The organism is Arthrobacter sp. 05T45 (assembly GCF_056395875.1).
Window position 1 is genome coordinate 151,254 of record NZ_JBFTKI010000007.1, and the last position, 11,751, is coordinate 163,004.

Here is an 11,751-nt window from a genome sequence, read left to right on the forward strand (position 1 = left end):
CGGTGCCTCGGCACAACGATTGAGCCAGTCTCTGCGTCCAGTGAACCCAGACCCATGCCAGTCTAGTGAGGATTCTGGCCAAACCGCCAATAAGCGTGACCCAAATCATGATCCGCCCCGGCAGCCGCCGAATTGCGGTGAAGAAGAGTTGCAGAATCGGCCCCGGATGCGGCCCACATGCGGTGCCCTGCGCGAGGCCGGACGCGGTGCCGGACGCGGTGCCGGCCCTGCCGGAAACCGCCCTAGAATGCAGTGAGAACCCGTTTGTCGCCGACGGTGCCAGCTGCGGGTGCCAGCAAAGGAGCAGCAGTGCGTTTCCTGAATGAGCCCACCACCGATCTGACCTACTCGGACCTCTTCCTGGTCCCGTCCCGGTCCGATGTCACCTCCCGCCTGGACGTCGACCTCGCGGCCGACGACGGGACCGGCTCCGCGATCCCGCTGGTGGCGGCGAACATGACGGCGGTCACGGGGAAGCGGATGGCCGAGACCATGGCCCGCCGCGGCGGCCTTGGAGTCCTGCCGCAGGACGTCCCGCTCGACGTCATCCGTGACGTCACGGCCTGGATCAAGGGACGCCACCCGGTCCTGGAAACCCCCGTCACGCTCGCGCCCACGGACACCGTCATTGATGCCCTCCACCTGATGGGCAAGCGGCCGCACGGGGCCGTTGTGGTGGTGGACGACTCCGGCGCGGTCACCGGTGTTGTCCGGGCCGCCGACTGCGAGGGCCAGGACCGTTTCGCGTCACTGGCCTCCGTCATCCGCCACCAGCCGCTGGTGCTCGACGCCGGACCGCTCGCCGGCGGATTGTTTGGGGGCGGGTCGGCGGCCGATGCTGCGCAGGCCCTCCGCCGCGCCTTTGAAGCGATGGACGCCGCCGGAACCGACTACGCACCGGTGCAGCAGGACGGGGTCCTGGCCGGCGTGCTCACCCGTAAGGGCGCCCTGCGCTCCACGCTCTACCGGCCGTCCCTGGACGACGACGGCAGGCTGAAGGTCGCTGCCGCCGTCGGAATCAACGGCGACGTGGCCGGGCGGGCCGCCGAATTGCTGGCGGCCGGCGTCAACGTGCTGGTCCTCGACACCGCGCACGGGCACCAGCAGAAAATGTTCGACGCCCTCGCCGCCGTGAAGGGTCTCAACCCCGGCGTGCCGGTGGTCGCCGGCAACGTTGTCACCGGCGATGCCACGCGTGAGCTCATCGAGGCCGGGGCGGACATCGTCAAGGTCGGGGTGGGCCCCGGCGCCATGTGCACCACGCGCATGATGACGGCCGTGGGCCGCCCCCAGTTCAGTGCCGTCCTCGAATGCTCCGCCGCGGCCCGGGAAGCCGGCGGCCGGGTATGGGCCGACGGCGGGGTCCGCTACCCGCGCGACGTCGCCCTGGCCCTGGCCGCCGGGGCCAGCCAGGTCATGATCGGCTCCTGGTTTGCCGGTACTCACGAGAGCCCCGGGGACCTGCAGCTCGACGCCTCGGGCCGGCAGTACAAGGAGAGCTTCGGCATGGCGTCCGCCCGGGCGGTGCAGAACCGCAACCAACGCGAGGGCGCCTTTGAAAAGGACCGCAAGGCCCTCTTCGAGGAGGGCATCTCCACCTCCCGCATGTACGTCGATGCGGCCCGGCCCGGCGTCGAGGACCTGCTGGACATGATCACCGCGGGCCTGCGCAGTTCCATGAGCTACGCCGGTGCTGCCGATCTCGCCGCTTTCCGGGAACGCGCCGTGGCAGGCATCCAGTCCGCGGCTGGGTACGAGGAGGGCCGGCCCGTCCCGCAGAGCTGGTGAACCCGGCGCGGCCGGTGACGCGGGCGGTCGGGGGCTGGCGGCGGTTGCTCCTGTAGACTGAAATTCTTATGGACAGTAAATCTAGGTGCCGGCCTGGGGGCTGTCAGCGGAGTACGGAAACCGTTCCCGCCCAGTCCACCCGCAGAGCCGGCAAACCCCGTTCACGCGCCCATCACTCTCCGGCCGCACGCCATTCCGGAGCTATCCAGGAAACAGGGTCGGCCGCCGCCGACCATCCTCCGCCAGGCCGGGCCTTCCCGCATTTGCGTCCCCTGACGCGGCACGTGCCATGCGCTGCTGCGGAAGCAGGCCGCTGACATGGAATGGCTACTCCTCGCAGCAGGCCTCCTGCTCATCCTCGGCACCGGCTTCTTTGTCGCCGTGGAATTTTCCCTGGTCGCCCTGGACCAGGCCACCGTGCAGCGCGCCGTTGACACCGGCGACACCGCCGCCGAGCCGTTGCTCAGATGTCTCAAGTCACTTTCCACCCAGCTTTCCAGCTGCCAGCTGGGCATCACCATGACCACGCTGCTGACCGGCTATGTCATGGAACCGTCCGTGGGCAAGCTGCTTGAAGGCCCGCTCACCGCGCTCGGCGTCCCGCCGGCGGCGGCTGCCTCGCTGTCCCTGGTCCTGGCAATGGCGGTGGCCACCCTGCTCTCCATGGTGATCGGCGAACTGGTGCCCAAGAACATGGCCATCGCGCTGTCCTTCCCGATCGGCAAGGCCGTGGCCCGGCCCCAGCTGGTGTTCACCGCCATCTTCAAGCCCGCCATCGTGGTGCTCAACGGCTTCTCCAACAAGGTCCTCAACGTCTTCGGCCTGGAGGCCAAGGAAGAAATCTCCGGCGCCCGCACCCCGGCCGAGCTGGCCTCGCTTGTGCGCCGCTCCGCGGCCATGGGCACCCTCGACGCCGGAACGGCCAACTTCATCGCCCGAACCCTGAAGTTCTCCGGGCGGACCGCCGCGGACGTCATGACCCCCCGCATCCGCGTGGAGACCATCGATGCCGACCAGCCGGTCTCGGATATCGTCGAGGCCGCCAAGCGCACCGGATACTCCCGGTTCCCCGTGATCGGCGAGTCCTCCGATGACATCCGCGGCGTGGTCCACATCAAGAAGGCCATTGCCGTGCCCGCGGACCGCCGCGCCAAGCTGCAGGCGGGGGCCATCATGACCGACGTGCTCCGGGTCCCCGAAACCATCCATCTGGACGCCCTCCTCGCCGAACTGCGCGAGGGCAACCTGCAACTGGCCGTGGTCCTGGATGAATACGGTGGAACCGCCGGCATCACCACGCTGGAGGACCTCGTGGAGGAAATCGTCGGGGAAGTGGCCGATGAGCATGACAAGGTCCGGCCCGGCCTGCTCCAAAGCGCCTCGGGGGACTGGTACTTCCCGGGCCTGCTCCGGCCCGATGAACTCTCCGAACAGATCCCGGGCCTGACCGTGCCCGACGAGGCTGCCTACGAAACGGTGGGAGGCTACGTCATGAGCCAGCTCGGCCGCATCGCGGCAGTCGGCGACACGGTCGACGTCGTCGGCGGGACACTCAGCGTGACCCGCATGGACGGCCGCCGGATCGACCGGATCTGTTTCCGGCCCATCCGGGTGTCCGGCGAGGGCCAGCCCGCCAGCCAGGCAGGTGCCGCATGAGCGACTGGGCCGGAATCCTCTGGCTTGCGTTCCTCCTGGTGGGCAACGCCTTCTTCGTGGCCGCCGAATTCGCCGTCATGTCGGCCCGCCGGAGCCAGATCGAGCCGCTGGCCGAGGCAGGTTCCAAGCGCGCCCAGACCACCCTGCGGGCGATGGAAAACGTTTCCCTCATGCTCGCCTGCGCCCAGCTCGGCATCACCGTCTGCTCGCTGCTGATCCTGCAGGTGGCCGAGCCCGCGATCCACCACCTCCTGGCCGTGCCGCTGGAAGCGGTGGGCGTCCCCGAGGAGGTCGCGAACATTGTGGCCTTCGCCGTCGCCCTGCTGTTGGTGACGTTCCTGCACGTCACATTCGGCGAAATGGTGCCCAAGAACATTTCCGTGTCCGTCGCGGACAAGGCTGCGCTGCTGCTGGCGCCGCCGCTGATGTTCATCGGGCGGCTCGTCAAGCCCGTCATTGCGGCGCTTAACTGGTCCGCGAACCACATCCTGAAGCTGATGCGGATTGAGCCGAAGGACGAGGTGACCTCAACCTTCACCCTTGAAGAAGTGCAGTCGATCGTGCAGGAATCCACCCGCCACGGACTCGTGGACGACGACGCCGGACTCATCACCGGAGCGCTCGAGTTCTCCGAACACACCGCGTCGCGTGTGATGGTTCCGCTGGGCAAACTCGTCATGCTCAAGGCGGCCACCACGCCGGTCGAATTCGAAAAGGCCGTGAGCCGGACCGGGTTCTCGCGCTTCCCGATGCTCGACGACGACGGCATGCTGGCCGGCTACCTCCATATCAAGGACGTGCTGTCCATCCCGGACGCCGGGTACCACCAGCCGATTGCGGAAAGCCGCATCCGGTCGCTGGCGAACCTCGCCATGGACGACGAAATCGAGCAGGCCATGTCCGTCATGCAGCGCACGGGCTCGCACCTGGCGCGCGTGATCGGACCCGATGGGCTGACTCAGGGAGTGCTGTTCCTCGAAGACGTGATCGAGCAGCTCGTCGGCGAAATCCGGGACGCGACGCAGGCCACCGGCTACCGCAGGCTGGGCCAGGACCAGTAGGGGGCAGCCCAATATCGGGCAGCCAAGTAACGGCCGGTCCAGTAACGGGCAGCCCAGCTGCGGCCGGGCACCGGCGGGGCACGCCGTGTATCCCTAAATAGGAATGATTCCTATTTAGGGATACACTCGGGCTGTTGCTATTGCTCCTGATTCTCAATAACAGATCCGAGGTTTTCCGTGCGTCGTCCCGCTGCCCGAGTCCTGCTGGCTGGTCTTGCCGGCCTGGGCCTCCTGCTCACCGCGTGCAGTCCGACGTCCGGCAGCCCCCGGGGGACCGCGGGGGACGGCGTGGTCAACGTCGTCGCATCCACCAGCGTGTACGGCGACATCGTCTCCAGCATCGGCGGCGACAAGGTCCGGGTCAGCTCGATCATCAACCGCACCAGCCAGGACCCGCACTCCTACGAGGCCACCACGCAGGACAAGCTGGCCGTCTCCAAGGCCGAGCTGGTGGTGGAGAACGGCGGGGGATACGACGCCTTCATGGACACGCTGGCGACCGACACCGGCCTGGACCGCGGCAGCGTCATCAGCGCCGTGGATGTTTCAGGGCTTGTCTCCGAAAGCGGTGCCAGCGAAAGCCCGCCAGCGGCGAGCCCCGACTCCGCCGGCCACACCCACGGGTCCACGGGGCTGAACGAACACGTCTGGTACAGCCTGCCTGCCATGTCCCGCCTCGCGGACGCCGTGGCCGAGAAGCTGGGCTCGCTGGAACCGGCCTCGGCGCAGACGTTCCGGAGCAACGCGGCGGCCTTCAAGGACTCGCTCGGCGGCCTGGAAACGAAGCTCGCCGCCATCAAGTCCTCGGCGGGCCACGCGCCCGTGGCCGTCACCGAGCCCGTACCGCTGTACCTGCTCGAGGACGCCGGACTGGAGAACGAGACCCCGGCCGAGTACACGGCGGCGATCGAGGAGGACGCCGACGTCCCGCCCGCCGTGCTCAAGACCACCGTCGATCTCGTGGCATCCCGGGGCGTACGGCTGCTGGCCTACAATACCCAGACCGAGGGACCGCAGACGGCGGCGGTGAAAAAAGCCGCCGAGAACGCCGGCGTCCCGGTCGTGAACTTCAGCGAGACCCTCCCGGACGGCCAGTCCTACCTGCAGTGGATGACCGGAAACGTGGAGAGCATCGGCAAGGCCCTAGGATGATCGCAACAGCGGGAGCAGCCATCTCCGCGGAAAATCGAGGAAACCCGTTTTGACACCGGTAGTGAGCCTGCGCGGCGCCTCCCTGGCGTTCGGCCAACGGACTCTCTGGGAGGGCCTGGACCTGGACATCAACCCGGGTGAATTTTTTGCCGTGCTCGGGCCCAACGGCAGCGGCAAGACCACCTTCCTGAAGGTCCTGCTGGGATTGCAGGAACTGAGTACGGGAACGGCCGTGCTCGACGGCCACCCCGTTGAGCGGGGAAGCCGCCGGATCGGCTACGTGCCCCAGCAGAAATCATTTGACCCCGATACGCCCCTGCGCGCCCGCGACCTCGTGGCCCTCGGCGTCGACGGCCACCGCTGGGGCATCCGCCTCGGCGGCGCCAAGGTGAACCGTAAAGTCGATGAACTCCTGGAGCTTGTGGGCGCCACCGACTACGCCAAGGTGCCGGTGGGGCAGCTTTCCGGCGGTGAGCAGCAGCGCCTGCGCGTGGCGCAGGCCCTCGCAACCGATCCCAAGGTGCTGCTGTGCGACGAGCCGCTGCTTTCCCTTGACCTTCAGCACCAACAGGGCGTCAGCGCGCTGATCAACAGGCAATGCCGCGACGCGGACAGCGCCGTGGTGTTCGTGACCCACGAGATCAACCCGATCATGGACTACGTGGACCGGGTCCTGTACCTGGCCGGCGGAAAGTTCCGGGTGGGCACACCCGCGGAGGTCATGACCACCGAGGTGCTCTCCGATTTGTACGACAGCCGTGTTGAGGTCATCCAGGCCAACGGCCGGCTGATCGTCGTCGGGCTGCCGGACGCCGCGACGCACCACCATCTGGACGCGCACTCAGTCGCGGGCGAGGTGGGCTAAGTGGATCTGGGCGACCTGCTGCACTCAATCTTCAACTTCGAAAACTACGGCGAGCTGCTGGCCCTGGTGCAGAACTCCATCTGGGCCGGCGCCGTCCTCGGGCTGCTCGGCGGAATCATGGGCACCTTCGTGATGAAACGCGACCTCGCCTTCGCCGTCCACGGGATCTCGGAGCTCTCCTTTGCCGGCGCGGCGTTCGCGCTGCTGATCGGTGCCGACATCATCCTCGGCTCGCTGGCAGGATCCGTGCTGGCAGCCCTGGTGCTGGGCGTGATGGGGGTCCGCGCACGGGACAAGAACTCGATCATCGGCGTCATCATGCCCTTCGGGCTTGGCCTGGGCATCCTCTTCCTGTCCCTGTACGAGGGCCGGGCGGCCAACAAGTTCGGCCTCCTCACCGGGCAGATCGTATCGGTCGGGACCGTCCAGCTGCAGGTCCTGGCGGTCGCCGCCGTCGTGGTGATGCTGGCGCTGGCCGCCATCTGGCGGCCGTTGACCTTTGCCAGTGTCGACCCCGACGTCGCCACCGCCCGCGGCGTGCCGGTGCGGGCCCTCGCCCTTGGTTTCATGGTGCTGCTGGGGATCAGCGTGGCGCTGTCCATCCAGATTGTGGGCGCGCTGCTGGTGCTGGCCCTGCTGATCACGCCCGCGGCCGCCGCCATGCGCGTCACGTCCTCGCCCCGGCTGGTTGTCACGCTGAGCATCGTCTTTGCGATGACGGCGACCGTCGGAGGCATCCTGCTGGCCCTCGGCGGCCGGCTGCCGATCAGCCCCTATGTGACCACGTTGTCCTTCCTGATCTACGTGGCCTGCCGGATGATCGGTGGCGCACGGACCAGACGGGGACTCAACGGCCGGGTGGTGCGGAGCGCCGCCGCGTCGGCTTAACGCTCTCACGCCACAGTGGCGGAATTTCCCCAGGTTTGCCGTCGGCCGCCGGCGGGTCCCTGCGCCCCGCCGGTGATTTCCGGGGTCACGAGGTCAAAGGTGGGGAATTTCAGCAGCTCCGGCTATTCGCCGGGCTGACTGGCTGTGCATTCTGGGCACAGGCCGAAGATTTCCACGGTGTGCTCCACCGCGGTGAAGCCGTGCTCATTCGCGATCCGCGCGGCCCAGGCCTCGACCGCCGGTGCTTCCACTTCCACGGCCTTGCCGCAGTTCCGGCACAGCAGGTGATGGTGGTGCCCGGTGACGGCGCAGCGCCGGTACACCGCTTCGCCGTCGGCGTTGCGCAGGACATCCACCAGCCCGTCGTCGGCGAGGGACTGCAGGATCCGGTAGGAGGTCGCGAGGGACACCGCGGTGCCGCGCTCCTGGAGGATGCGGTGCAGTTCCTGGGTGCTGACGAAGTCCGCCAGGTCGTCCAAGGCGGCACTGACGGCGAGGCGCTGCTTGGTGACGCGCTGTTCCTTGCCCTGCACGGGTGCCGAGGCCGGAGTCCGGCTGCTGCCGGTGGTAGCGCCTTGGGACATCGTGGAACTCGCTTCGTCAAAAGAATTCGCGGGTGGGACTCGCTGAGGGTGGCAATGTCCAAGATTACCAGCGCCCAAGATTGCCAGCGGCGCTTCGTGGACACTGTGACGGCTGGTGCCTAGGCTGGCCGGATGAAGCTGACCAAATTTACTCACGCCTGTGTCCGCCTCGAACAGGACGGCCGGGTGCTGGTGTTTGACCCGGGCACCTTTTCGGAGACGGACCAGGCCCTGGCCGGAGCACATGCGGTGCTCATTACCCACGAGCACGCGGACCATGTGGACGTCGACGCCGTCGCCGCGGCGTTGCAGTCGAACACCACCCTTGAGCTTTTCGCCCCGGAGGCCGTGGCCGCGACGCTCCGCGGCAAGGCGCCCGACGCCGGAAGCCGCATCCATGCGGCGGGCGCGGGTGAGGAATTTGAAACGTCGGGCTTCGCCATCAGGACCTTTGGCGGCCAGCACGCCCTCATCCATCCGCAGATCCCCGTGGTGGCCAACGTCGGCTACCTCGTCGACGGCAATGTCTACCACCCGGGGGACTCCTTCGCGATCCCCGACGGCGTCGATGTCAAGACGCTGCTTGTACCCATCCACGCCCCGTGGAACAAGGTGGGCGAAGTGGTGGATTTTGTCATCGGTGTCCGCGCACCACAGGCCTTCCCGATCCACGACGCGCTCCTGAACGAGCTGGGCCGCGGCCTGGTGGAGGGGCACGTGACCCGGATCGGCGCCAAGTACGGCACCGAGTACCGACACCTTTCCAGCGGCGATACAGCGGAGGTTTAGCCGCCGCTGGCGCCTTGGCTAGGCCGGCGTGCTGACGGGTGGGCTGGCCGGCTGGTTTAGGCCGGCCAGGCGCCGGTTCGGAAGAACTCGCGCAGCACGGCCTCGTGGGGTTCGGGATCCAGGCCGTGGGCCGCCAGCCACTCCGGGTTGTAGTAATTTCCGGCGTAGCGGTCCCCGGCGTCGCACATCAGGGTCACAACACTGCCCCGGCGGCCCTCCGCGATCATCCCGGCGATGAGCTGCCACGCGCCCCAGAGGTTGGTCCCGGTGGACGGACCCGCGTGCAGACCGGCGTGGTCCCTCAGATGCCGCATGGCCGCCACCGACGCGGCGTCGGGAACCTGGATCATGTGGTCGATCACGGCGGGCACAAAACTCGGCTCCATCCGCGGCCGGCCGATGCCCTCGATGCGGGAGGGTAATCCCGCCGCGGGTGCGGCAGCTGTAGTCCCGCCGCCAGGTGTCCCGCCGTCGGGCCGGCTGTTCCGCCAGCCCGGATAGAACGCGGAATTTTCCGGGTCGACGACGGCGAGGCCCGTCTCGTAGCGGTGGTAGCGCAGGTACCGGCCAATCGTGGCGCTGGTCCCGCCGGTGCCGGCCCCGACCACTACCCAGCGGGGGACCGGGTGCTCCTCCAGCGCCAGCTGGCCGAAGATCGATTCGGCGATGTTGTTGTTCCCGCGCCAGTCCGTGGCCCGTTCGGCGTACGTGAATTGGTCCATGTAGTGCCCGCCCGTGCTGCTGGCCAGATCCGCGGCGGCCTCGTAGACCTCGGAGGCGTGGTCCACCAGATGGCAGGAGCCGCCGAACTGTTCGATCAGGGCGATTTTCTCGCGGCTGGTGGTCCGGGTCATCACGGCGATGAAGGGCAGTCCCAGCAGCTGCGCAAAATAGGCTTCGGAGACGGCGGTGCTGCCGCTGGATGCCTCCACGATCGTGGTGCCTTCCCGGATCCAGCCGTTGACGAGGCCGAAGAGGAACAGGGACCGCGCCAGCCGGTGCTTGAGGCTGCCGGTGCGGTGGGTGGATTCGTCCTTCAGGTACAGCTGCACGCCCCAGTGCTCCGGGAGCGGCACCGAGTACAGGTGGGTGTCGGCTGAGCGGTTGTTTTCGGCGTTGATCCGGCGGACGGCCTCGTCGGCCCAGGCCCGGTCCTGCAGGTGCGCTGTGTTCACCGCTACAGCCTACCGGGGGCGGCGGGACGCCAAAGATAGAGTGGGGAAATGGACACCCTTCTCGATGCTGCCGCCCTCAAGGACCGGATGGACGACGCTGGCGCAGCCGGCCAGCGCACAGTACTCCTCGACGTTCGCTGGGCGCTGGGGGATCCCCACGGTCACGATCACTACCTGCGCGGACACATCCCCGGGGCCGTCTTCGTGGATCTCGCCACTGAACTTGCCGGACCGGCGGAACCGGAACGCGGCAGGCATCCGTTGCCGCCGTCGGAGCAGTTCCAGGAGTCCGCGCGCCGCTGGGGCATCAACGACGGCGATGTGGTCGTAGCGTACGACGACAGCGGCAACATGGCTGCGGCCCGGCTGTGGTGGATGCTGCGCAACGCCGGCTTTAGTTCTGTGTACCTGCTCGACGGCGGCCTGGCCGCGTGGCGGGCTGCCGGGTTCGGGCTGGCGGCCGGACCCGAACAGCCCGCACCCGGAAACGTCACCCTGTCCGACGGCGCCATGCCCGCGATCGACGCCGGACAAGCCGCCAGTTGGGGCCGGCGGGGGCTGCTGTTGGACGCCCGGGCGGGGGAGCGGTACCGCGGCGAAATCGAGCCCGTGGATCCCCGCGCCGGCCATATTCCGGGGGCCGTCAGTGCCCCTACCACCGGGAACCTGGGCGCTGACGGGCGCTTCCTGGCCCCGGCGGAGCTGCGGGAGCGCTTCGAACAGCTCGGTTACCGGGACGGCGTCCCCACTGCCGTGTACTGCGGCTCCGGAGTGACGGCGGCACATGAAATCGCCGCCCTCGAGATTGCCGGCTTTTCCGCTGCCCTTTATCCGGGGTCCTTTTCGGAGTGGTGCCACGGTCCCGCGAACGATGTTGTCACCGGGCCGGAACCGTACGGCGAGGACGCGGCTTCACACTAAGGGCCAGCACGAGCGCCGGACTGCCCGCGCAGGCTGCTCAGAGCGCCTCCAGTTCCTCCTCGGGCGGTCAATGATTCCTAGGCTGCGGCGGCCACTCTGGGTTTTTCGCGCCTGAGCGTTTTGGCTTGGTGCCGGAGCTGGCGCCGGCGGCGGGAGCCCGGCTGGGCGCCTGGCTGGTCTGTGGCTGATGGCCGAAGCGGTGTTCCGGGCAACGGCGGCGCGGTGGAACGGTACGTGTGGCCGGTGGGGGTGGTGAGTTCGATGGGGTGCCTCGCGCCGATGCTCGAGGCGGATCCGGGTGCGGCTTCGGGGCTGGGGCGTGCTTTCCAGCCGGGGTTTTCTTTGGTGTGGTTGCAGGCTTCGCAGAGGCCGGCGGCGTTGTCCGTGGTGGTCGGGCCGCCGGTGTGCCAGGGAATGATGTGGTCCAGGTGGCGGATGGGCGCGTCGCAGTAGGGGGTGCGGCAGGTGTCGTCTCTGGTTTGGATGAAGCGGCGGTGCCCGGGTGGGAAGAGCCGGGCGCGGGAGTCCATCCCCACGAGCTCGCCGGTGCCGGGGTGGGTGTAGAGCCGGCGGAGCCAGGTGCTGAAGTTCCGGTCCTCGGCGTTCGTCCCGGCGCCGATGCGTTCCCGGGCCCAGGCGGCGGGGACGGTGCCGTAGCCGGGGAGCCGGGCGGGTTCGGCGTTGCCCTGGAAGAGGGTGCGGTCGGTGATGACGAGCTGGATCTCGACGCCGGTGATCCCGCCGGGGGTGCCGGTGGTGCGTTCGACCAGGGCATCGGCCATGAGCTGCCCGCGGCCCCTCGGGTCCCCGGCGGCGCGGAGGGTGTCGGCGTGCCCGGTGAGGGCCTTGTAGACGGCGACGCCGGCGGTCAC

General features: G+C 68.4%; 11 protein-coding genes. 8 read left to right on the top strand and 3 right to left on the bottom strand.

Features of this window, described 5'->3' with window-relative positions:
* The first annotated feature begins 309 nt into the window (after positions 1-309).
* From AC1DGD_RS10180 to AC1DGD_RS10205, 6 genes are all read left to right on the top strand, one after another.
* The gene (locus AC1DGD_RS10180; RefSeq protein ID WP_476856717.1) at positions 310-1,788 is read left to right on the top strand and encodes a GuaB1 family IMP dehydrogenase-related protein; all 1,479 of its coding nucleotides are present in this window, start codon (positions 310-312) and stop codon (positions 1,786-1,788) included.
* Between the two features lie 318 nt (positions 1,789-2,106).
* Positions 2,107-3,444: a hemolysin family protein gene (locus tag AC1DGD_RS10185; RefSeq protein ID WP_476856718.1), complete on the top strand. Its 1,338-nt coding sequence runs from the start codon at positions 2,107-2,109 to the stop codon at positions 3,442-3,444.
* Complete coding sequence (locus AC1DGD_RS10190) at positions 3,441-4,505, top strand: hemolysin family protein (RefSeq protein ID WP_028277499.1); 1,065 nt, start codon at positions 3,441-3,443, stop codon at positions 4,503-4,505. The genes AC1DGD_RS10185 and AC1DGD_RS10190 overlap by 4 nt, the downstream gene beginning before the upstream one ends.
* Before the next feature lie 177 nt (positions 4,506-4,682).
* Positions 4,683-5,657 (top strand): metal ABC transporter solute-binding protein, Zn/Mn family, encoded by a 975-nt coding sequence (locus tag AC1DGD_RS10195; RefSeq protein ID WP_476856719.1) that lies wholly within the window; start codon positions 4,683-4,685, stop codon positions 5,655-5,657.
* A 49-nt stretch (positions 5,658-5,706) separates the two neighbouring features.
* Complete coding sequence (locus AC1DGD_RS10200; protein ID WP_223916075.1) at positions 5,707-6,522, top strand: metal ABC transporter ATP-binding protein; 816 nt, start codon at positions 5,707-5,709, stop codon at positions 6,520-6,522.
* Entirely contained in the window at positions 6,523-7,410 is an 888-nt protein-coding gene (locus AC1DGD_RS10205) for a metal ABC transporter permease (RefSeq protein WP_476856720.1), read from the top strand.
* A 122-nt stretch (positions 7,411-7,532) separates the two neighbouring features.
* Here the strand turns inward: AC1DGD_RS10205 and AC1DGD_RS10210 are convergent, their stop codons facing one another.
* Entirely contained in the window at positions 7,533-7,994 is a 462-nt protein-coding gene (locus tag AC1DGD_RS10210; RefSeq protein WP_028277503.1) for a Fur family transcriptional regulator, read from the bottom strand.
* Between the two features lie 132 nt (positions 7,995-8,126).
* Here AC1DGD_RS10210 and AC1DGD_RS10215 point away from each other — a divergent pair, with 132 nt between their 5' ends.
* Positions 8,127-8,783 (top strand): MBL fold metallo-hydrolase, encoded by a 657-nt coding sequence (locus tag AC1DGD_RS10215; protein WP_476856721.1) that lies wholly within the window; start codon positions 8,127-8,129, stop codon positions 8,781-8,783.
* A 56-nt stretch (positions 8,784-8,839) separates the two neighbouring features.
* Here AC1DGD_RS10215 and AC1DGD_RS10220 read toward each other — a convergent pair whose 3' ends face one another.
* The gene (locus tag AC1DGD_RS10220; protein ID WP_476856722.1) at positions 8,840-9,958 is read right to left on the bottom strand and encodes a PLP-dependent cysteine synthase family protein; all 1,119 of its coding nucleotides are present in this window, start codon (positions 9,956-9,958) and stop codon (positions 8,840-8,842) included.
* A 48-nt stretch (positions 9,959-10,006) separates the two neighbouring features.
* Between AC1DGD_RS10220 and AC1DGD_RS10225 the strand changes: the two genes are divergently transcribed.
* Positions 10,007-10,879, top strand: a complete 873-nt coding sequence (locus AC1DGD_RS10225) for a sulfurtransferase (protein WP_476856723.1) — start codon at positions 10,007-10,009, stop codon at positions 10,877-10,879.
* Positions 10,880-10,956: 77 nt separating this feature from the next.
* On the opposite strand, the gene AC1DGD_RS10230 is transcribed toward AC1DGD_RS10225, so the two are convergent.
* The coding region (locus tag AC1DGD_RS10230; RefSeq protein ID WP_476856724.1) for an HNH endonuclease at positions 10,957-11,751 on the bottom strand (795 nt) is incomplete at its 5' end.

Bases quoted from the DNA above. Each gene is read 5' to 3' on its own strand.
- AC1DGD_RS10190 (WP_028277499.1), top strand. From the start codon at position 3,441: ATGAGCGACTGGGCCGGAATCCTCTGGCTTGCGTTCCTCCTGGTGGGC.
- AC1DGD_RS10210 (WP_028277503.1), bottom strand. From the start codon at position 7,994: ATGTCCCAAGGCGCTACCACCGGCAGCAGCCGGACTCCGGCCTCGGCA.
- AC1DGD_RS10215 (WP_476856721.1), top strand. From the start codon at position 8,127: ATGAAGCTGACCAAATTTACTCACGCCTGTGTCCGCCTCGAACAGGAC.
- AC1DGD_RS10185 (WP_476856718.1), top strand. From the start codon at position 2,107: ATGGAATGGCTACTCCTCGCAGCAGGCCTCCTGCTCATCCTCGGCACC.
- AC1DGD_RS10225 (WP_476856723.1), top strand. From the start codon at position 10,007: ATGGACACCCTTCTCGATGCTGCCGCCCTCAAGGACCGGATGGACGAC.